This window comes from Chryseobacterium sp. RLHN22, from assembly GCF_051011795.1.
Lineage (GTDB): Bacteria > Bacteroidota > Bacteroidia > Flavobacteriales > Weeksellaceae > Chryseobacterium > Chryseobacterium zhengzhouense.
This window is the reverse complement of the sequence record NZ_JBPCHW010000004.1, coordinates 143,112-164,330: the sequence shown is the minus strand read 5'-3', so window position 1 is coordinate 164,330 and position 21,219 is coordinate 143,112. Positions and strand designations below refer to the sequence as shown.

Here is a 21,219-nt window from a genome sequence, read left to right as displayed (position 1 = left end):
ATTCCGTAATCTCTTTGATTTAGTACCTGCAAAACTATGTTTGTCTGAAGCCGTAATCAATCCTTAGAATTAAGTAAAATTTCCTACCCGTTTTTAGGTATTTTTTCGTGTAAATTTTATCACTAAATTGTGGAGTTTTATTTTCAATAATGAAATTGATATAATGAAGAATCACCTCATCACCATTTGTATTTTTTTATCTCTTTGTTTACATTCACAGCAACTTATCCCGCTTAACGAAAAGGCTTATTCAGACAGTCTGAAAAATGTTGTCAACAGCAAAACTGATAACCAATCAAAAGCAACATCATATTTCTTGCTTTCAAGCTTTTACAGAAATACCGATTCACTTGTAAGTAAAAATTATTTACAAAAAGCAAATGCTTTAATTTTAAAAACCCCTTTAAACCAAGCGAAATATCATTATTATGAAGGGCAATATTTTTTAGAACGAAACAAAGAAAAAGCGGCACTCTCTTTTCAAAAAGCCATACAGGAATTTTCTAAAATTAAAACTAAAGAAGCCGACTTCTATATCGCTTCGTCATGGTACAACTATGGAGTTACCCAGAAAAACAAAGAAGGTTACCCTTTCCTGGTGAAAATTTTAGTTGAAAAAAGTATTCCGCAAGTTGAAAAATATAAAAATCACAAAACTTTAGGCCAGCTTTATTCTCAACTTGCTATCATTCTTACCTACAATGCTGAATTTGAAAAAGCTTTTGAATACAATACAAAATCCATTAAACTCTTAGAAAAAAATGCACCTCATTCGCCAGAATTATTTTTTGCTTATTTAAATACCGCAAGTAATTTCTGTTATCAGGCAAAAGGTGACGAAGCAAAAAAGTTTTTAGATAAAGCCGAAAAACTGATCCAGCCTTATCCCGAATCTTCTTCTAATGCTTCTTTTTATTACGGAAAAACACTTTATTTTATTACCAAACAAAAGAATGAAGAAGCACTTCCGATGATTGAAAAAGGGTTGATTTATGCTAAAAAATCGAATCAGAATCTTTTGACACAGATGTTTTATCTCAATAAATATGACATTTTGAGAAAACAAAACAAACTGAATGAAGCAAAAAAAGTTTTGGAAGATATTCTTTCGGAAAAGACCTTGATTATTGATGCAAATAACAGGAAAACGTTTTATAATCAGCTTTCAAGTCTTAATGAACAAATGGGAAATCTTCCTGAAGCTTTGCTTTGGGAAAAGAAATATTCTAAATTAAGTGACAGTTTAAATGCTGAAAATGTAAAAATTGAACTCAATAAACTGGAAACCAAATTCAGAACTGCAGAAAAACAAAAAGAAATTGCCAATCTGAATGCTGAAAAGGCGGAAAAAGAATTAGAAATTAACAAGAAAAACCAATATTTATGGATATTTGGTTTTGCAACATTATTTCTTATCATTTTAATGATTTTCATTTATTTTTACACTAAAAAATTAGCCAAGCAAAAGGAAATCAACCACAATCAAAAGCTAAAGGAAATTGCACAACAGGAAGAATTAAAAATCACAAAAGCAATTCTTGAAGGCGAAGAAAAAGAAAGAGAAAGAGTTGGAAAAGATCTTCACGACGGACTTGGCGGAATGCTTGCAGGAGTAAAAATTAATTTTTCGGCTTGGGCTTCGCAAAATTTAGAAACAAAAAGCAAAGAAAACTTCAATGAAATTCTTAATAAACTTGATAATTCTGTTTCTGAGCTGAGAAATATTTCGAGAAATCTCATGCCGGAATCACTGCTAAAATTCGGTCTGGAAACCGCCTTGAAAGATTTATGCGAATTTTACACCCGAAAAGACCTGTATATTGATTTTCAGGCAATCGACATCAATCCTGAACTTCCTTTGGCTATTCAGATCAATATTTTTAGAATCGTACAGGAAATTTTAGCCAATGCCGTGAAACATGCAGAAGCTGAAAATATATTGTTGCAATGTTCCCAATCGAATGATATTTTTATGATTACTATTGAGGATGACGGCAAAGGTTTTGATGAAGATTCTTATTCGAAGACAAAAAGTATGGGACTTCATAATTTACAAACCCGTGTCGATTATTTAAAAGGAAAAATGGAAATCAATTCAGACCATGAAGGAACGTCAATTAATATAGAACTCAACACCCATGCAATCTCATAAAATAAATATTGTTATTGTAGACGACCATCCTATTGTCATTGAAGGACTGAAAATTATGTTGTCTGACAAACCCTTCTTTCATATTTCTGAAACTTTCACCCACGGTTCCGAAGTGATAAGCTTTGTGAAAAACAATGAGGTTGATATTCTTTTGCTCGATATTTCGCTTCCCGACATCAGCGGAATACAATTGTGTGAAGACATCAAGAAAATTTCTCCCGATACTTCTGTGATTATGTTCAGCAACCGATCGGAACGAAGCATTATTATGCAGTGTATTCAAAACGGAGCAAGTGGTTACTTATTGAAAAATGTTTCCTTAGGAGAATTGATGGACTGTTTTCAGGGCGCGCTTTCCGGAAATATTGTTTTTTGCAATGAAACTAAAAATATCATCAGCAAACCTTCACCTCAGGAATTAACCTCTACTCCACGCCTCACAAAAAGGGAAAAACAGATTCTTCAGTTTTTAGCCAAAGGAAAAACAAGCAATGAGATTGCGAATGAACTTTGTTTAAGTCCGTTGACTGTTGACACGCACCGTAAAAATCTGCTCAATAAGTTTAGTGCAAAAAACTCTGCTGAACTTGTGAATATAGCGATACAGCAGAATATGATTTTGGAATAAAAAAACCTCCGAAAACATCCGGAGGTTTCTAAGAAAAATTAGTGCATGGCTTCACTCAGATCTATTTTCTCTTTGCTTTTTCTTTCTCTCACAAACAAGATGAAAGGTATACAAACGAGAAACGCAATCCCGAGATAAAGAAATACATCCATATAAGAAAGTACGGTTGCCTGTTTTGCCACAGACAGATCCAATACTTTATAAGCAGCATTCAGAGCAGCATCAGGAGTCATTCCTTTTGCCATGAAACTGGCTTTTAAACCATTTATTCTTTGCTGAACATCAAAATCGGTAGAATCTAAATGACTGATTAAATTCACACGGTATTTCTGACTTGCATTGGCAATAAAAGTTGTAATTGCCGCAACTCCGAAAGAACCACCAAGCTGTCGCATCATTCCGGTAAATGCAGCTCCCTGACCAATTTCCTGACCTTTTAAGGTGCTTAATGATAAAGATGTAATCGGAATGAATAGTAAACCCAATCCCATTCCCCGTACAATCAGCATCCAGAAAAAGGCATCTTTTCCGGTATCGGGCGTTAAAATCTTATAGCCCCAGAAACTGTATATAAAGAAAATGAGCAATCCTAAAGAAACGAGAATCTGTTGTTTTGCACCTTTCGTTAAAAGTCTTCCGATAATCGGCATCATAAAAGCAGTTGTTAAAGCTGCCGGAATCATTAAGGCTCCTGACTGAAGGGCCGTCCAACCCAAAATACTTTGCGTATATAAAGGAACAATAAACGTAGAACCATACAAACCGAATCCTAAAACGAAGGACATCACGGTTCCTATCCTTAAATTTCCGTTTTTCAGAACCCTGAGTTCCACAATTGGATATTTGAAGGTAAGTTCGCGCCAGAGGAATAATATAAATCCTAAAACGGCTGTCGAAGTAAATGTTACAATCATTCCGCTTTCAAACCAATCTTCTTCGTGACCTCTTTCCAGAATAAACTGTAGTGAACCGACCGTTAAAGCCAATAAAGCAATTCCAAGCCAATCCACATCGGAAGCTTTTCTTTTTTCTGCAAATTTCGGACTTCTTACAAACTGAAGTGTCATTAAAGTTGCGGCAATCCCAATTGGAATATTAATGTAAAATATATACGGCCAACTGTAATTATCAACAATATACCCTCCTAAAGGCGGACCTAAAGTGGGACCAATAATGACTCCCAAGCCATAAATCGCCTGAGCCATGCTTCTTTTTTCAACCGGATAAGATTCCGTAATAATCGTCTGTGAGGTTACTAATAAGGCTCCTCCCCCGATTCCCTGCATCAGTCTGAAGAAAACAAGTTCCCAGATATTCGTTGCATTACCGCATAAAAATGAAAATACGGTAAATATTATGATGGACGCCGCAAAGTAATTTCTTCTTCCAAACTGTTGTGAAAGCCAGCTCGTCATTGGTACAACGATAACGTTACCAATGGCATAAGCCGTAATCACCCAGCCCACTTCAGATAATGTAGCTCCCAAGTTCCCTTTCATTTCGTTTAAGGCAACGTTTACAATGGTGGAGTCTACAATCTCAAGCAGTGCGCAAAGAATGGCCGTAATCGTAATGATTACTCTTCGGGCTCCATATTCTACTAATGAATCTTGCATAGTTTTTATAATGTAAAAAGTGAATTGTCAATGGTCAATCAACTTCGTTGTCAATTTTACTACTTCATTTCCAACACAACATTAATCTTACTTCATTATCAATTCAAAATTGACTTGCTTCAGCAAATTGACAATTCACTATTTCAATATTATTTTAAAGAAACTTCTGCTTTTACATTCATTCCTGTTCTCAGTTTTTTTGCAATGTCTTTATCAAGATTTACAAAATCGATTTTTACAGGAAGTCTCTGCACCACTTTTACGAAGTTTCCACTTGCGTTATCCGGAGGAAGAATAGAGAATGTAGAACCAGTTGCCGGAGAGAAAGAGCTTACAACACCTTCAAATTCTTTATCGGGGAAAGCATCGATTTCGATTTTTACTTTCTGTCCTTCTACCATTTTATCAACCTGGGTTTCTTTAAAATTGGCCACAACCCATTTTTGATCGTTTTTAACCAAAGCAAACAATTGAGAACCCGCCTGTAAATACTGACCCGCCTGAATCGGAACTTTTCCTACAAAACCATCTTCAGGAGCAACAATTACTGTGTATGATAAATTTAGTCTCGCATTTTCAACATCTACTTCTCTCTGTTTAGCCACAGATCCCGCAACACTGATTTGTTGAGAACTTGCCGCAGTCTGAGAAGAAGCAATATTGGTCTGTTGAGCAATCTGGTTTTTCTGATCTACTAAAACCTGCAGCTGTCTGTCTGCAGACTGTTTTGCTGCCAAAGCCTGCTCATATTGTTGTTCTGTAATCGAGTGATCTTTTACAAGAATTTCATATCTCTTTAAATCCTGTCCGGTTTTCCAAACATTAACTTTTGCTGCTTCAATCTGTGCATTTGCAGTGGTAACTGCTGCCTGAGAAGAACCAATGTTTTTTGAAGTCGCTGTTGTAGTAGCTTCAGCGTTTGAAATATTACTTTTTGCTGTTACCAAAGCTGCTTCTGCCTGTTGAAGAGCCATTTTCTGATCTCTGTTATCCAAAATAACCAAAGTATCTCCTTTTTTCACAAACTGGTTATCTTTTACTTTTACTTCCGTTACATAGCCTGAAATTTTCGAAATCACGGGAGCCAAATTTGATGCAATCTGCGCATCATCAGTTTCTTCATGCACCTGTCCGTAAGAGTAAGATCTGTATCCGAAGATTCCTCCTCCTACTAAAACCACCGCTAAAATAATAGGAAAGACTAAGCTTTTTTTCTTTTTAGGTTCGGTTGCCTGTGTATTATTATTTTCCATTGTGGGTATCGTTCTGTTTTTATTTAATTGTTAAAGTTCCTGTAGTTTGTAATAGTTTTCTGTACGCTAGAGAAGCGTCTGCTTTGGCATTGATTACGCCAACGTTTGCTGCAATCTGTGCTGCGTCTGCATCCAAAAGCTCAGTCATCGTTGCTAAACCATTGTCATATTTATTTTTTGTAATTCTGTAATTTTCGTTGGCCTGTTCGGCAGATTTTTCAAATACAGCGATTCTCTTTTTAGAATAATCGGTATTTTGATATTCCTTGTTTACATCAAGCTTAATATTATCATTAAGCAATTCATTGGTTGCAGACAACTGCATTTCTCTTGCTTTAGATTGTTTTAAAGAAGAGTTTTCTTTCCAAAGATTAGATAGGTTGTAAGAAATTCCTACTCCAACATTTACCGCATTATATAAAGTCAAAAACTTCGGAACATCGGCTGCAACATAACCTCCCGTTAAAGCAATTGAAGGAAGATTTTCTGCTTTCGCCGCTTTCGTTCCCAGTTCTGCTGCTTTTCTCTGTTGTTCTAAAGCCTGAAGATCTTTACGGTTTTCTCTCGCTTCATTCAGATAAAAATCAACGGTTTTTACATCATCAGATTCATCGATATAATTTTGGTCAACTTCGATTTCCGTGGATTCAGGAAGTCCCAAAAGCAAATCCATGTTAATGTTGGCAATATTATAATTGTTTTTTGCTTCCAAAAGCTGCAATTCAATATTTGAAGTCTGAAGATTTGCCTTTAAACGGTCGTTTCTGGCAATCACTCCGTTATTTTCAAGTTTTAAAAACGTTTCGTCTCTTTTTTGAGAAGCAATAAGATTTTCTTCTAAAACTTTAATCGACTGATTTGCTTTAAATAAATTATTGTAAGCCTGTGCAACATTATAAGCAATGGCAATTTTATCGTTTTCAGTGCTTAGTTTTGATGCCTCCACCAAATATTTTGCCGACTGAATGCCGTATTTAATTCTTCCTCCGCTATACAGTGGAACACTCAGATTTGCCGAACCAAATGCAACTTGGTGAACTTCCGGTCCTCCTTCTGATGAAACTCCGGGAATTTTTAAATCAATGGTTGGTTTAATAGGTAGATACATATAACTTCCCGAAACTTTCAGCTCAGGAAGCTGTCTGTTTTTTGCTTCCAGAAGATCAGCCGTGGCTTCTTCAATTTTGGCAGCATCTATTTTTAAACTTTTACTGTTCTGGATGCCAAGCTGAACCGCCTCGTCAAGACTTAACTGCTTTTTCTCCTGAGCATGAGTGTACATCATTCCTGCGAGAAGGGACAATGCAATAACTGAGTTATTTATTCTCTTCATAACCTAAAAGGTCTTTTAGTATATATTTAATATGTTTATTAAGTTCTGAGTAATATTTTTCTTCGAAAACCTCTTCTTCTTCGGTATTATTAAGGAATTCTTTATACATTTCTTTTGCATTGGATGCATAAAATAAAGTTCCGCTTACTGTAGAATGCAACAAATAGATCGGCGGATTTTTGGTAAAAATTCCTTTTTGGATTCCGCTTTCGAGAACTTTAGAATACATCGAGATGAAAGCCATTTTTGTTTCTTTCAGAAACTGAACAATTTGTGGATTTTCTGTATGAAGCTGCTCTCTCTGCATAATTCTGTAAAAACATTTATGATGTCTTACTCTTCCTGCAAACTGATCTACTATTTTTTCAATTTTCTCCCATTCGTTGATATCTGTTCTTTCCAAAATATCTTTTGAAAAAAACTGCCCTTCACTCATTCTGTATTCTACCAATTTCTCATAAAGCTTCTCTTTTGAACCGAAATAATAAGAGATCATCGAAATATTTACGTTGGCTGCCTTAGAAATCTCTCTCGTAGAAGTTCCTTCGAAACCTTTTTCGGCAAAAAGTTTTTCGGCAGCAAATAATATATTTTCTTCTTTTGAAATCATATCTGATAATTTTCGGGTGCAAATGTACAATGCTTTTTTGATAAAATCAAACGATTGATTGAATTTTTAATTTTATTTTAATTCTTAGTATATTTTGAATTAATTTTATATTTACTTAAAATCAATTTTTATGGGCTTTTTCAGTTTTCTTTTCGGCAAAAAAAAACAAACAGAGAAAATCAATTCTTCTGTAGAAGATCAATCATTCAAAATGTCGGAATCCGGAGCAAAGTTCGATGTAGAAATTGTAGAAGCCTATAAAAGATATTATTCGGATCCCGCTTCAGATATCAGTCTTGACAGCAAAGATCAAAACGGAAAAAGTGTCCCGTCATACTTAGCCTATCCTCAAATATTTTCGAAGTGGGCTGAAATTCAGTCTAAATGGGATAGAATGTCTGTACTTTATGAATTTTGGGATCATTCCCAATTGGAAAAATTACAAGACTGGCAAATCATGGAACGCTTTACAAAAGACAGATATGCTACAAAATCTCTGAATTACTTCAGAAAAAAGGTCGAAGTTAAAAATCAGTTGACTGTAGAAGAATTAGTAGCTGCCTCTAAACTTCACAGAATTTTACTGGATAATGATTCTGCAATGATTTACGCAAAAAAAGCCTATGAAAATGCTCCCAACAATGATTTGGCAAAAGTGGAATATGCCAGTGTACTTCATTTATCTAAAGATACCGTAAAAAGGGAAAAAAGCCATCAGATTATTGGTGATGTTCTGGAAAAGAAAATGAAACAAAATGATTCACAAAATATATTTGACTGTTTTATTTTTTCAGAAAATTATTTAGATTCATCGGTTTTTGCAATGGCCTATCTTATTAACAGCGATGCAGATCTTGAAACATGGGATTATGTTGCAGAGGAATATTATTATTGTCCAGTATTTCGTTATGAACACGCCGTAAAATTATCCGAATCTGAAAATACAGGTCTGCGCGCACTTGCCAAACTCACTTCTTTAAGTCAGGAATTCCCTTGGTTTACAACTGCACTGCAGTCTACAATAAAAAATATAGAATCGATGCGCATTCAGCTTGGTAAAAACGATTTTATGGAAAAGGAATATTTAGAGTTCAAAAATAATCTTCAGCAATAATTTAAAATTTAAGATTAAGAATTCTTGTGAATATACCTTGAAAGCTTTATTCCTAAATCAGTCCAGACAATTTTAGGGTTTCCGTTTCTTGTTAAATGAAGATCCGCATCGTTAATTTCATCTAAAATACTGATGATATTTGCTCCACTGATGAATTTTGAAAAACCTTCCCAATTGAAGCCGTTTGCCTCGATTTTTTTGTAAACCAAATCCTGCGACTGATAGTTCTGCAACAAAGCCAATCTGAAAATCTCCGAAGCATAATTAAGAAAATTTTTCTGCTTTTCTCTATTCCAGCCGGCAATTTCTCTTGCCCACAGAATAATATTTTTAAGAAATTCAGGTTTCTTTTTTACCATAAATGCATCACGAACCCATTGTACAAAAAGCTTTTCAAACTCCGGATTTTTATTTTCCGATTTTAAAAAATTAATAGCATCATTAAGATTTCCTTGCGCCTGATGAACAATTTCTTTTATTTTTTCTGTTGAAATCTGAAAATTATTCTTCAGATAAGCTTCTATATCTTCATCATTGATTCTCGGAACTTCGATCAGCTGAGTTCTTGATAAAATGGTAGGTAAAATATCGTCTGTACTTTCTGCCGTAAGAAGAATAATCGTTTTTGCAGGTGGCTCTTCAAGAAATTTCAGGAATTTATTCGATGCAGCAACATTCATTTTATCGGCTCTCCAAACAATCAGAATTTTTGTGCCGCCTTCAAAACTTTTTAGAGCAAATTTTTGATTCTGGTCATCAACTTCATCCGCTGAAATAAAAAATTGCTTATTTTCAGATTCCAAATGAGTCGTCCAGTCATCAAAACTTGCATAGGGAGAATTAAGAATCATTTCACGGAAGTCATCAAACCTGTTTTTGCTGACCGCCGTTTTTCCTTCTGTAAACACGGGAAAGCTGAAATGCAAATCAAGGTGATTAAGATGCTCAACTTTAGAAGCAGCATGCTCACTTTCGTTTTTCAGAATCTCTCTTGCGTAAGCTAAAACCAATGGCAAAGTACCATAACCTTCTTTTCCGATGAAAAGCTGGGCGTGGCTCACACGGTTTTCGGTGATGCTGTCTTTCAGTAATTTTTTAAGATTTTCCTGTCCGGCAATGTTTTCCCAATTCATGCTTCAAAGATAAGAATTTTTAGAACGGATAATTTACCAATGGGCAATTTTGCTTTGCAAGTTAATTGTCAATTTACTCTAAACATTTTCTGTTATTAAATATTAGAAATTCATTATTCACAGTAAAGCTGATTCACTATTTAACATATACAATTCGCACCAAAATCCCCCTTAACAAACTTTAACCTCAGTAAATTTTTACAATTCATTAATATTTAAGATATTTGCGCATTATTTTAAAAATATAGAATGAAAAAAATTCTTGTAGTATCATTTATTTCGGTTGGGTATTTCCTGAACGCACAGAGTTTAAGTAACTCTCCTTATGCAGTTTATGGAATTGGAGATGTAAAATATGATAATACGATTGAAACCTCTTCTATGGGAGGTATTTCGACTGCTTTCATAAGTGATTTCACGAGTAATTTTAATTTCGGAAACCCTGCAAACAACAGCAATTTTGAACTGACAAGCATCAAACTTGAGGCAACCAACGAAAACAATTACTTTAAAACTGATTATAACAATACGAAGTCTACAAAACATTCTACGTATTTATCTAATATATCAATTGCTTTCCCTATTTCTTCAAAAATAAAAATGGGGCTTTTGTATCAGCCTTACAGCTCTAAAAGCTATGAAATTATCCATACAGAAACGATAAAGGATCCAATAACGGAGCAGGAAACGATTTATGGAAATAAATTTAAAGGAAGTGGAACTTTAAATACAGCTCAGGCTGCTATTTCTTATAAAGTGAATTCAAACTTTTCCGTAGGAGCAAGAGCCAATTTCTATTTTGGGAATCTTTATGACCTTAATGAGTTTACAGCATCAAATGCTGAATTGATTAATGGCTATGAGACGAAGAACAGTATAAAAAACTTCAATTTCACTTTAGGATCCAGCTATCAGAGTATAGATCGTAATGACCATAAACTAACGATCGGTGCTACAGCTACATTCGGAAACACCAGTAATATGACCACTGAATACGTAAACAGTACCTATTATTACAGCGATGTAGATGTAAAAGCTAACGAATCAATCATAGAAAAAAGAAGCACGAGCTCAAATAATCTTTTACCGTTACAGGCTTCTGTCGGAGTTGGTTATGGAAGCGAGAACCAATGGTTTGTTTCAGGGCAGATCGATTATAAAAAAGGAGAATCTGTAAGCTATTTCGGAAATTCATTCGACTTTAAAGATTCTTACAGAATTTCTGCGGGAGGTTGGTATTTGCCAAACTACAATAACTTCAGAAGTTATTTCTCAAGAGTTGTTTACCGTTACGGAGCTTTTTATGAAAAAGGAAGTATAGAACTTGCCGGGAACAGCATCAATAAATTCGGTATTTCTGCAGGGGTTATGTTGCCATTCAAAAACAGCAACATCTCGAGAATGAGTGGTCTTGAAATCGGTGTAGAACTTGGAAAAAGAGGAACGCTTAAAGATAACCTGATCAATCAGAACTTCTTTAACGTAAAAGTTGGTTTCAATTTTGCTGACAGATGGTTCAGAAAGCAACTTTATAATTAATAATGAATTTAATTTCACATAAAGCATTTAAAAATATAGCATACCTTTTAAGTTGTGCTATATTTTTTATATTGACTTCCTGCGAAGAAGATCTTACCAAAGTAAAGGGGAACGACAATAAAAATTTCCCTTCACAGGTTATTCATAATGCCGTAATTATACAGAGAGATTCGGGATTTATTACGTTGAAAGCAACTGCTCCTATCATCGAAAAATACGAATTGATTGACAGCCAATATACGGTTGCCAGAAAAGGGATGAGAATTGAATTTTTTGACAAAAAGAAACCCAAAAACCCGGGAAATATTACGGCAAAATTTGCTAAAATCTACGATTACAAAAAGTTTTATGAGGCACGCGGAAATGTAAAAATCCTTACCAGCGACGGACAAAGATTTGCTACACAAAGCGTTTTTTGGGATCAGAATAAAAAAAGAATTTATACAAGGGATACCGTTTATGCAACAATGGAAGACGGTTCTACAATGGTACATGCCAATGGGATGACTGCAAAAGACGATTTCTCCGAATATAAATTTTTCAACAATTCAGGAGATCTTGATGTAAGCAAAACGCAGATTGCCCAACCAAAACCGTAACGATGACTGCTTTAAAAGCCATAGGTTTAATGTCCGGAACCAGCCTTGATGGTCTCGACATTTGCTTTGCAGAGTTTTGGAAAGAAAACTCCAGGTGGAATTTTAAAGTATTAGAAGCCGAGACTCTTCCCTATCCTAAAGATTTAGAAACGCAGCTAAGAAATTCGATACATCTTTCTTCACAGGATTTGTTGACTTTACATTCCGAATATGGTTTCTATTTAGGTAAAGCAGTCAAAAATTTTATTAAGACCAATCAACTTGACGAAATTGATTTGATTGCTTCCCACGGTCATACCGTTTTTCATCAGCCGCAAAGAAAATTTACCCTTCAAATTGGCGATGGCAGAGCCATAAAAGCAGAAACACAAATTCCTGTCATCTACGATTTCCGTTCTCAGGATGTTTTATTTGGTGGAAATGGTGCCCCTTTAGTTCCTATCGGTGATCAATTACTATTTTCCGAGTATGATGCTTGTCTTAATTTGGGCGGATTTTCTAACATTTCATTTATTAAAGAGCATAAAAGGATTGCTTTTGACATTGCTCCGGTGAATATTATTTTAAATAAACTCGCCGAAAACTTCAATCAGAATTATGATAAAAACGGTGATTTAGCGAGAAAAGGTAACGTTAATGTTCAACTTTTAGAACAACTTAATGCTCTTGATTTTTACGCTCAATCCAATCCTAAATCTTTAGGAATTGAGTGGTGCAACAAAAACATCTTCCCTTTATTTCCGATAGCTGAGAATTTAGATCTATTAACTACTTTCACAGAACACGCAGCGGAACAGATTTCGAAAACAATAAATGAAAATCAGCTGAAAAAAGTATTGTTTACCGGAGGAGGAACTTACAATGAATTTCTTATCGAAAGAATTAAAGCTAAAACCCAATCTCAAATCATTATTCCTGAAACACAGATTATTGATTTTAAAGAAGCTTTGATTTTTGCTTTTATGGGAGTTTTAAGGCGGAACAATGAAATAAATATTCTGGCTTCAGCAACGGGAAGTTCACACGATCACAGCTCAGGAATTATTGTATAAAAAAACCTTCATTTCTGAAGGTTTTTGTTTTATTTATAAGCTTCTATCTTATCGGTAAGCGTATTGATAAAATTTTGAAGCGGCTTTTCAACCATCATTTTAATGAAAGGATTAAATTTTCCTTCAAAAAGCATCTGAACCTCAGTCTGATTTTCATTCAACGGTTTTAAAGTCGCCGTAAGAGCAAAATCTAAACTTGAGCTGGCTGATTTTAAAACTGCCTTTTCGTCGGTAACTTCATCGATTTTCAATGCAATTTCCGGCATTCCCTGAAGTCCGAATTTGAAACCATCTTCTCTGGTTTCGAACTTCTGAAGACCATCCGGCATAAATTCTTTATAATTTTCAGGAGATTTCAGCAACTCAGACAAATCTTTAGATGATTTATTGACAATAATTTTTCGTCCTTCTAAATTCATTTTTTATTTTTGTATTTAAATTACTACAAATGTATAAAGTTTTTGTGAACGAAAAAAAATTATTGATATCTAAGAACTCTGAAAACTTAGAGAAAACCTTAAAATATGAAAGTTTCACAACTTTAGAAATTGCGCTTGATCTCTTACAGAATACTTCAACTTCAGAACTGAATGTTTTTGGTGAACCAATCGATGAAATATGGTCTGAATTTAAAAAGCTTTTCAGAATTATTGAGGCAGCGGGAGGAATTGTGAACAAGCCCAACGGAGACATCCTCTTCATCAAAAGACTCGGTAAATGGGATCTCCCGAAAGGTAAAATGGAAAAAGGCGAATCCCGTGAAGAATCTGCAGTAAGGGAGATTGAAGAAGAAACAGGCTTAACCCATGTGGAACTAAAAGATTTTATCAATACAACCTACCATATTTACACCGAAAGAAACGGTGATCGTGTTCTGAAATACACCCATTGGTTTGAAATGTTTTTTGATGGTGAAGATACTTCCAAACCTCAGATTGAAGAAGGAATCACTGAAGTTGCCTGGAAAAACACCGATCAGATAACCGATGAAGTCTTTCCAAGCACTTTTAAAAATATAAAACTGATTATAAAAGAATTCTGGGATTCGAAATCTAAATAAAATCGATTGCTTTTTCCAGAGAAATTCCGCGTGAAGCTTTAAGCAGAATATTATCCGACTGAATTTTATTTTCCTTTAAAAACTCGATTAAATCATCTGTCTTTTCAAAAGAAGCAGAATGTATATTGACGTTCTTAAACTGTTTTCCAACGGTAATGATTTGGTTAAACCCTAAGTTTTCAGCCAAATTTAGAATGTCCTGATGTTCTTTTTCGCTCTCTTCTCCAAGTTCTAACATATCACCGATAATAATGGTTTTTGAGCCTTCAAATGTTATAAAATTGTTTAAAGAAGCAGACATCGAACTTGGATTGGCATTGTAAGTATCTAAAACTAATGTCTTACCGTCCTTTTTTACGATTTGAGAACGCATATTGGTGGGCGTATATTTCTCAATTGCCTTTTTAATCAGCGTAAAATCGACTCCAAAATGAAAACCTAAACTCACCGCTGCACAAAGATTGGTAAAGTTATAATCACCTGTAAGCTTAGATAAAACCTTTTCATTCTGATATTTCAACCCAACAAAATGATCTATGGAAACCAGCTCGAACTGGTAATCTGAGCTTTCTTTTCCGAAAGTAATTTTATGTAAGTAGTTTTCTGTTTTTTCAACCTGAATCGGATCATTTTCATTAACTACAATTGTTTGTTGATTCGTTTTAAGATAATCATACAACTCAGATTTACCTTTGATAACTCCTTCGAAACCACCAAAACCTTCTAAATGAGCTTTACCAAAATTGGTAATGTATCCGAAATTCGGTTTTGCAATATTACTTAACAGCTCAATCTCCTTCTGATGGTTTGCTCCCATTTCAATTACAGCCATTTCATGTTCAGGTTTAATGGAAAGCAGCGTTAAAGGAACACCAATATGATTGTTTAAATTTCCAAAAGTATACTGAACATTATATTTCTCTGAAAGTACAGCATGAATAAGCTCTTTGGTAGTCGTTTTACCATTACTTCCGGTAAGCCCGATAATTGGGATACTTAATTGATTCCTGTGATGAATAGCGAGTTGTTGTAAAAACTCAAGCGTAGACGGAACATAGAAAATATTCTTTTCTGAATTTTCAAACTCCTTATTTTCAACAATTACAGCCCAAGCACCTTGTTCAATCGCTTTTTCAGCCACCGTTGCAGCGTCGAAATTTTCTCCAGAAAAAGCAAAGAAAATGTCATTTGCAGTAATTTTTCTACTGTCGATCGTAACTTTATCTGCTTTTAAATAGATCGGATAAAACTGTTCTGTATTCATTTGAAAATAGGGTATTACTTTTTCTAAAATTTTCGAAAAATGTGCGGTAAAATCTATTTAAAGACAACTTACTATCGACATATTTTCAGCATTCAAAAATAAAAAACCTCCCGGAAATTCGGGAGGTTTTTTTTAAGTATTTTGATAAATATTATCTTCTCGTTCTAGATTTGTCGTTTACTCTAGCATCCTGAGCTACACGGAAACCGATCCAACCATAACCAGCCGACTGGTTTTTGTATCTTCTCTGTCCCGGATCCAACCAATATGCTGAATCTTGCCAAGAACCACCTTTCACAACTCTGATATCATTAGAGATTGCAGAGGTTCTGTCTTTGGTATCTTTCTGCATAACTACTCTACCGTTTGCATCAACGATAAATTTCTTAGCAGGAGCATTATACATATTATAAGATGCAGCAGAATCGCTTACATTTCTATAGTCTAATGAAGACTGTCTGTCACCATCTCTATAGTTTCTGTAATCTGCAATAGTTTTTCTTTCAAACTGACCTGGTAGATTTTTGTAAACTAAACGTCCGTCTGCCAAAGTATCGTATTGAATTGAACCTTCGTCTACCATTTTGTAAGTTCCGTCACCATTTCTTACGATAGCCTGAGGCATATTTCCTCTGTAATAATTGAAATCACTTGCTTCTTCATCAATGATTGGTCTGTATACATCAGCAGTCCATTCTGCAACGTTACCAAACATACCGTAGATACCAATGTTGTTTGAAGGGAACTGTCTAACATCTGAAGTTTGAGCAGCACCATCATTTTTCCAACCTGCAGGTCCTGAATAATCTCCTCTTCCTTGTTTGAAGTTTTCAAGGATCATCCCTCTGTTTTTACCTTTGGTACCTCTAAGAAGGTCGATCTGAGGTTTTTTATCTAAATAATTATTATATTCTCTGTTTTTCTCCATGCCTAGAGCAGCATATTCCCATTCAACTTCAGTTGGAAGTCTGAACTTTGTAACCATTGCTGCATTTGGAGCTCCATTCGCAGCTAAAAGTCTCTGGTTGGTTGTTTTCATACCAGTTCTTTGCTGCATTCTTTTTTCATTGATGTAACCTTGCATTTCAGGATCATTCGATTTGAATTTATCCATATTGAATGCAGTTCCACCTTGGTTGTTTGATTCGTTGATGTACAAATCTTTTGCAATAATACCTGCCTGCATCAAAGCTTTTTCGTTTGCTCTGTCAGTCAACCATTCGCAGTATCTGTTTGCCTGAGTCCAAGAAACTCCTACTACGGGATAGTAATCAAATTCAGGAGAACGGAAATACGTTTCGTTATAATCGTTTCTTGAAAGTTTGTTATCCCATAACAGCGTATCAGGTAAAGCACCGTTGTAGATTTCTTTGAAGCTTGGGTCACTTGGTGGGAATACATACTTCAACCATGTAAGGTATTCGCGGTATTCGTAGTTAGTAATCTCAGTTTCACCGATAAAGAATGAACTCACCTGCATTCTTCGCGGTGTGTTATTCCAATCGTGCATTACATCATCTTTCACTAATCCCATGGTAAAAGTTCCACCTTCTACATATACCATCCCCGGCCAACCTTTTTGTTTCTGTTGCTTTCCTGCAAAAAACCAACCCTGTTTTTCGTTTGGTTTCCAACCTGTCTTGCTGACAAACTTTTTAGTACCGCCGCCTCCGGAAGTGCCTGAACCACCACAACTGGTTAATGCAAGTGTAGAACTTAATGCTATTAATGAAAACAACTTTAGTTTTTTCATAGTCGATATAAATATTATTCAAAGTACAAAGAAAAAATAAATTATTCAATAAATCAAATAAAGATTTGATTTTTTTGAAAAATCTTAACAAATTAATTTTATGGTATCACAAATTAATTATAAAATTTTCATTTATTTTGTAATTCAGAAATTTCAAACATAAACATGAGACTAAAATTAACTCTCTTATTTGTATTTGCTTTTGTATCAATTGCTTGGGCTCAACGAGTTTCTATCAGCTGGGAAGGAGCTAAAATCCAAGATTATGGCGATACTAAATTAAATCTTCCGAATTTTAAAAATGAAGGTTTTTCTTACAGCCAAAATAATATTTTTATAATTAATCAGCAAAAGGCAGGAGAAAAACAGCTTCGTGTCTCTAATCTTATTTGGGAAACGGTATCTGCTAAGGATTTATTTGATCTGGATAAAAATTTAATTCAGGATTATGATATTGCAGATATAAATTATTATTACTCTGAAGGAGAAAGATATGCAAGTGTACATGTTGGTCTTTTTAAGAAAGTAAAAGGAAGAATTCAAAGACTTTCATCTTTTGATGTTACTGAAGTAAATAATTCGTTATCCAATGTAGTTGCTGCTAAAGTTGGAACAACACAAAACCCGCTTTCCAGTGGAACTTTTTATAAAATCAAGGTTGACAAATCGGGAATTTTTAAAATTACGAGCCAATTTTTAAGAGATAATGGGATGAATCCGTCCAACATCAATCCGAAAAATTTTAGAATTTACGGAAATGGGGGAATTATGTTACCTGAATTCAATCAGGATGTAAAATACAGTGCGCTTCAGGAAAATGCCATACAGGTAGTTGGAGAAGATGACGGCGTGTGGAATGATGGTGATTATGCACTTTTCTATGCACAGGGACCTAATGGCTACAATCTTTACAACAAATCGAACGGAAACGGTATTAAAAGAACTGATAGCAGAAATGACCGCAGTGAAAATCTGAAAAATATTTACGAAGACTTTTCTTATTATTATATCAATTTTGATAAGGGAGAAGGGAAAAGAGTTCAGAATATTGATTTAAACTTACCTGCAACCCCACTGATCACGAGATATGATGACTATCAGGTTATCAATAAAGATGAAAAAAATTTAGTGAAGGTGGGAAGAATTTGGGTAGAAGATCAAAGCTTTATTGATGATAAAGCTGTTACATTTAATCTCAATTCACCCATCCAGAGTGGAGATATTATTCGCTACAGAACAAATGTTGTTGCCTGGAGATCACAGAATAATAAAATTGATTTTGACATCAACGGCCAAAATCCTTATTCTCAAAGCCTTGTGCCACCAGGAACGACTCCGCTCCCCGATTTTTATCCTATTCAATATACAGGATTTGCCAATAATCTTTCAGGGAATCAGATTACGATCAATTATAAACCAAGCATTACGACCAATCCTAATGGTACTTTTTATTTGGATTATGTGGAAGTACAATATAAGGAAGATCTGAAATACAATGGCTCGCAAATGAGCTTCAGAGATTTTTCACTGGCAACAGGAACGGGAACCCAGTATGGATTCAGCATTTCAAATACAGGAAATATGGAACAGGTTTGGGATGTTACCGATATTACCAATGCCAATAGAAGAGTAAATAAAGCTACAGGAAGCGGAAGTTTTAATTTTGGGTATGCTGCCAATAATGTTAATTTTAACAATGAATTTGTAGCTTTCAGAGCAGATGCAGCGTTTTCTCCGCAATTTGTGGGAAGAGTTGCCAATCAGAATCTATCGGCATTACAGAATGTGGACTATTTGATCATTACTACTCCACCATTTATGGCTCAGGCTCAAAGAGTAGCTAATTACCATCAGACAAAAAACAACTACAATGTTCAAATTGTAGATACGGACAAAATTTATAATGAATTTGGCAGCGGAAGCAGAGATCTTACAGCCATAAGAGATTTTATCACCAAGCTAAATACACCTTCAGGAACTTTGAAGTATGTACTTATTGTAGGCGATGCTTCTTATGATTATAAGAACAGAGTTCCTAATAATTCTAATATTGTCTCAAGTTATCAAAGTGAGGAATCTGCAGATTTTGTAGGTTCTTATGTAACTGACGATTACATTACATTGACTCTTCCTCAGACATCTGAATACATTTACAATAATATTCCTGCCATGCCGATAGGCAGAATACCCGCAGCTAATCCTACCGAAGCTGCAAATATGGTTGATAAAACATTAGCTTATTATAATTCGTTACCTGGTCAGTCAACACCTTTCGGAGAATGGAGAATGAAACTTGATTTTATCGTTGACGATGATAATGATAATACGATACCTTTTCACAACACCATGAACAACTCTCTGGTCGCTACGTTTGAGAATCCTGCTACAACAGATCTTAAGGAGTACAACGTAAGAAAATTGTATCTGGATGCTTTTCAGGCGCAGAGTACGGCTGGTGGTCAAAGATATCCTCAGGTAAATCAGGCAATATCGAACGATATCGGAAACAGCCTTTATATGTTCTATTTTGGGCATGGCGGTATTAACGGATGGGCACAGGAAAGAGTATTAACAACGGATGAAATTCAGAATTCTAATAATTTCTCAAATGTATACAGCAGATTTCCTTTTGTTTCAACCATTACTTGTGAATTTACATTGTGGGATGAGCCTTCTACTTTTTCAGCAGGAGAACAGTTCATCAAATTAAAACAGGGAGGCCCTGCCGCAATGATTACTTCAAGCAGGGCTGTAAGTGTTTCATATGGTGAGTTGTTTACTGATCTTTACACAAAAGAAATGTTTAGAATGACCAGCGACGATTTCAACACCATCGGAAATGCTCATTTGAATGCAAGAAAATTAAAACCCGGCGATTCAAATCATTTAAAAGTAAATGTTTTGGGAGATCCGGCGATGAAGTTGAGCAGACCGCAAAGATTATTGGTGATCGATAACATAGAATCTCCGGTTCCGGGATTGATCAGAGGTCTGGATTTTGTGAAAGTAACAGGACATATTAATAATCCAAACGGAACAGTAAATACATCATTCAACGGAAGAGTTGTTATTAATATTTTTGACAAAAGATTAAATAAGACTACTTTAAATAATGACGGAGGTCTCACTCCGCAACTGCAATACACAGAAGAAGGGAGTGCCATTGTAAAAGCTTCCGGAACTGCCGTAAACGGCGTATTCACTGTAGAATTTTACGTTCCGAAAGATATTAATTATGCTGTAGGAGATGGTAGAATTTTAGGATATGCAGACAATAAATCTATTGATGTATTCAACAATCAGACGGTGAGAGTAGGTGATCTTAATCCTAACGGAATTAATGATAACGAACCTCCAAAAGTTAAACTTTATATGAACAACACCAATTTTGCAAACGGTGGAATCACAGATCAAAACCCTATGCTTTTGGCTTGTTTAACAGATGATACCGGAATAAATTCAACAGGATCTGGTATTGGTCACGATATTACTGTATATTTGGACGGACAAATTATTAACACGGTCGTTTTAAATGACTTTTTCTCTTCGGGTGAAGGAAACGGATGTATAAATCCTGCTTTGGCAGACTATCAGAAAGGGAATGTATCTTACCCTTTCAGAAACCTTGCAATAGGACAACATCAATTAACATTTAAAGTTTGGGACATAAACAATAATTCGACCACCGAAACGTTAAACTTTGAGGTTAAAGACGAAGCCGATCAGCATTTGATCATCAACAGACCGTTGAACTGGCCGAATCCTTTTACCAATAAGACGTACGTACAGTTTGAACACAACTGTGATGATATTCTGGATGTAAATGTTCAGATTTATACAATTACAGGAAAACTGGTAAGAACTTTAACAAATGTTGTAGTGGCAGAACCGGTCCTACAGGGCTTTAGAACCCCACGTCAGGCAATAGAATGGGACGGAAAAGACGATTTTGGTGACACAGTTGCAAAAGGTACGTATATTTTTAAGATATTTGCAAAAAGTCAAAATCAAGAAAAATGCAAAGGTAGTGCTACAGCTGTAGAAAAAATGGTACTTTTGAAGTAAATAAATAATTAAATAGGAATATCAATAAAAAACTGATAATATATAAAA

General features: G+C 35.0%; 16 protein-coding genes. 8 read left to right on the top strand and 8 right to left on the bottom strand.

Annotated features, from left to right (window positions below):
* The first annotated feature begins 163 nt into the window (after positions 1-163).
* Both ACR1PN_RS06055 and ACR1PN_RS06050 read left to right on the top strand, forming a co-directional pair.
* On the top strand, positions 164-2,152 hold the full coding sequence (locus ACR1PN_RS06055) for a tetratricopeptide repeat-containing sensor histidine kinase (RefSeq protein WP_433979275.1): 1,989 nt from the start codon (positions 164-166) through the stop codon (positions 2,150-2,152).
* A complete protein-coding gene (locus ACR1PN_RS06050) occupies positions 2,139-2,780 on the top strand; it encodes a response regulator (protein ID WP_433979274.1) in 642 nt (213 codons plus the stop codon). The genes ACR1PN_RS06055 and ACR1PN_RS06050 overlap by 14 nt, the downstream gene beginning before the upstream one ends.
* 38 nt (positions 2,781-2,818) lie before the next feature.
* Here ACR1PN_RS06050 and ACR1PN_RS06045 read toward each other — a convergent pair whose 3' ends face one another.
* The 4 genes from ACR1PN_RS06045 to ACR1PN_RS06030 form a co-directional block, all read right to left on the bottom strand.
* Positions 2,819-4,396 carry a DHA2 family efflux MFS transporter permease subunit gene (locus tag ACR1PN_RS06045; RefSeq protein WP_433979273.1) on the bottom strand — a complete coding sequence of 526 codons (1,578 nt, stop codon included), beginning with the start codon at positions 4,394-4,396 and terminating at the stop codon, positions 2,819-2,821.
* Positions 4,397-4,545: 149 nt separating this feature from the next.
* Positions 4,546-5,649 carry an HlyD family secretion protein gene (locus ACR1PN_RS06040; protein WP_378174837.1) on the bottom strand — a complete coding sequence of 368 codons (1,104 nt, stop codon included), beginning with the start codon at positions 5,647-5,649 and terminating at the stop codon, positions 4,546-4,548.
* A gap of 19 nt (positions 5,650-5,668) precedes the next feature.
* The gene (locus ACR1PN_RS06035; protein ID WP_433979272.1) at positions 5,669-6,982 is read right to left on the bottom strand and encodes a TolC family protein; all 1,314 of its coding nucleotides are present in this window, start codon (positions 6,980-6,982) and stop codon (positions 5,669-5,671) included.
* Positions 6,966-7,592, bottom strand: a complete 627-nt coding sequence (locus tag ACR1PN_RS06030) for a TetR/AcrR family transcriptional regulator (protein WP_378174843.1) — start codon at positions 7,590-7,592, stop codon at positions 6,966-6,968. The genes ACR1PN_RS06035 and ACR1PN_RS06030 overlap by 17 nt, the downstream gene beginning before the upstream one ends.
* 130 nt (positions 7,593-7,722) lie before the next feature.
* On the opposite strand from ACR1PN_RS06030, the gene ACR1PN_RS06025 reads away from it, so the two are divergent.
* Entirely contained in the window at positions 7,723-8,706 is a 984-nt protein-coding gene (locus tag ACR1PN_RS06025) for a hypothetical protein (RefSeq protein WP_433979271.1), read from the top strand.
* Between the two features lie 14 nt (positions 8,707-8,720).
* Here the strand turns inward: ACR1PN_RS06025 and ACR1PN_RS06020 are convergent, their stop codons facing one another.
* Entirely contained in the window at positions 8,721-9,839 is a 1,119-nt protein-coding gene (locus ACR1PN_RS06020; RefSeq protein WP_433979270.1) for an ATP-binding protein, read from the bottom strand.
* Positions 9,840-10,088: 249 nt separating this feature from the next.
* Here ACR1PN_RS06020 and ACR1PN_RS06015 point away from each other — a divergent pair, with 249 nt between their 5' ends.
* Genes ACR1PN_RS06015 through ACR1PN_RS06005 form a run of 3 tightly spaced genes read left to right on the top strand, consistent with a single transcriptional unit; the run spans position 10,089 to position 13,029 of the window.
* Positions 10,089-11,378 (top strand): hypothetical protein, encoded by a 1,290-nt coding sequence (locus ACR1PN_RS06015; protein WP_433979269.1) that lies wholly within the window; start codon positions 10,089-10,091, stop codon positions 11,376-11,378.
* Positions 11,379-11,380: 2 nt separating this feature from the next.
* Entirely contained in the window at positions 11,381-11,977 is a 597-nt protein-coding gene (gene lptC / locus ACR1PN_RS06010; RefSeq protein WP_378174856.1) for an LPS export ABC transporter periplasmic protein LptC, read from the top strand.
* A gap of 2 nt (positions 11,978-11,979) precedes the next feature.
* On the top strand, positions 11,980-13,029 hold the full coding sequence (locus ACR1PN_RS06005) for an anhydro-N-acetylmuramic acid kinase (RefSeq protein ID WP_433979268.1): 1,050 nt from the start codon (positions 11,980-11,982) through the stop codon (positions 13,027-13,029).
* Between the two features lie 29 nt (positions 13,030-13,058).
* On the opposite strand, the gene ACR1PN_RS06000 is transcribed toward ACR1PN_RS06005, so the two are convergent.
* Positions 13,059-13,448: a hypothetical protein gene (locus ACR1PN_RS06000; protein WP_034674362.1), complete on the bottom strand. Its 390-nt coding sequence runs from the start codon at positions 13,446-13,448 to the stop codon at positions 13,059-13,061.
* Positions 13,449-13,477: 29 nt separating this feature from the next.
* Here ACR1PN_RS06000 and ACR1PN_RS05995 point away from each other — a divergent pair, with 29 nt between their 5' ends.
* A complete protein-coding gene (locus ACR1PN_RS05995) occupies positions 13,478-14,089 on the top strand; it encodes an NUDIX hydrolase (protein ID WP_433979267.1) in 612 nt (203 codons plus the stop codon).
* On the opposite strand, the gene ACR1PN_RS05990 is transcribed toward ACR1PN_RS05995, so the two are convergent.
* Both ACR1PN_RS05990 and gldJ read right to left on the bottom strand, forming a co-directional pair.
* Positions 14,082-15,353, bottom strand: coding sequence for a UDP-N-acetylmuramoyl-tripeptide--D-alanyl-D-alanine ligase (locus ACR1PN_RS05990; protein ID WP_433979266.1), 1,272 nt, complete (start codon positions 15,351-15,353; stop codon positions 14,082-14,084). The genes ACR1PN_RS05995 and ACR1PN_RS05990 overlap by 8 nt on opposite strands.
* Before the next feature lie 151 nt (positions 15,354-15,504).
* Positions 15,505-17,106 (bottom strand): gliding motility lipoprotein GldJ, encoded by a 1,602-nt coding sequence (gldJ, locus tag ACR1PN_RS05985; RefSeq protein ID WP_378174871.1) that lies wholly within the window; start codon positions 17,104-17,106, stop codon positions 15,505-15,507.
* A 165-nt stretch (positions 17,107-17,271) separates the two neighbouring features.
* Here gldJ and porU point away from each other — a divergent pair, with 165 nt between their 5' ends.
* The gene (gene porU / locus ACR1PN_RS05980; protein WP_433979265.1) at positions 17,272-21,171 is read left to right on the top strand and encodes a type IX secretion system sortase PorU; all 3,900 of its coding nucleotides are present in this window, start codon (positions 17,272-17,274) and stop codon (positions 21,169-21,171) included.
* The last annotated feature ends 48 nt before the right edge of the window (positions 21,172-21,219 follow it).

What these genes read in the sequence shown, in the direction of transcription:
- ACR1PN_RS06055 (WP_433979275.1), top strand. Translation starts at nt 164, where the DNA reads ATGAAGAATCACCTCATCACCATTTGTATTTTTTTATCTCTTTGTTTA.
- ACR1PN_RS06050 (WP_433979274.1), top strand. Translation starts at nt 2,139, where the DNA reads ATGCAATCTCATAAAATAAATATTGTTATTGTAGACGACCATCCTATT.
- ACR1PN_RS06045 (WP_433979273.1), bottom strand. Translation starts at nt 4,396, where the DNA reads ATGCAAGATTCATTAGTAGAATATGGAGCCCGAAGAGTAATCATTACG.
- ACR1PN_RS06040 (WP_378174837.1), bottom strand. Translation starts at nt 5,649, where the DNA reads ATGGAAAATAATAATACACAGGCAACCGAACCTAAAAAGAAAAAAAGC.
- ACR1PN_RS06035 (WP_433979272.1), bottom strand. Translation starts at nt 6,982, where the DNA reads ATGAAGAGAATAAATAACTCAGTTATTGCATTGTCCCTTCTCGCAGGA.
- ACR1PN_RS06030 (WP_378174843.1), bottom strand. Translation starts at nt 7,592, where the DNA reads ATGATTTCAAAAGAAGAAAATATATTATTTGCTGCCGAAAAACTTTTT.
- ACR1PN_RS06025 (WP_433979271.1), top strand. Translation starts at nt 7,723, where the DNA reads ATGGGCTTTTTCAGTTTTCTTTTCGGCAAAAAAAAACAAACAGAGAAA.
- ACR1PN_RS06020 (WP_433979270.1), bottom strand. Translation starts at nt 9,839, where the DNA reads ATGAATTGGGAAAACATTGCCGGACAGGAAAATCTTAAAAAATTACTG.
- ACR1PN_RS06015 (WP_433979269.1), top strand. Translation starts at nt 10,089, where the DNA reads ATGAAAAAAATTCTTGTAGTATCATTTATTTCGGTTGGGTATTTCCTG.
- lptC (WP_378174856.1), top strand. Translation starts at nt 11,381, where the DNA reads ATGAATTTAATTTCACATAAAGCATTTAAAAATATAGCATACCTTTTA.
- ACR1PN_RS06005 (WP_433979268.1), top strand. Translation starts at nt 11,980, where the DNA reads ATGACTGCTTTAAAAGCCATAGGTTTAATGTCCGGAACCAGCCTTGAT.
- ACR1PN_RS06000 (WP_034674362.1), bottom strand. Translation starts at nt 13,448, where the DNA reads ATGAATTTAGAAGGACGAAAAATTATTGTCAATAAATCATCTAAAGAT.
- ACR1PN_RS05995 (WP_433979267.1), top strand. Translation starts at nt 13,478, where the DNA reads ATGTATAAAGTTTTTGTGAACGAAAAAAAATTATTGATATCTAAGAAC.
- ACR1PN_RS05990 (WP_433979266.1), bottom strand. Translation starts at nt 15,353, where the DNA reads ATGAATACAGAACAGTTTTATCCGATCTATTTAAAAGCAGATAAAGTT.
- gldJ (WP_378174871.1), bottom strand. Translation starts at nt 17,106, where the DNA reads ATGAAAAAACTAAAGTTGTTTTCATTAATAGCATTAAGTTCTACACTT.
- porU (WP_433979265.1), top strand. Translation starts at nt 17,272, where the DNA reads ATGAGACTAAAATTAACTCTCTTATTTGTATTTGCTTTTGTATCAATT.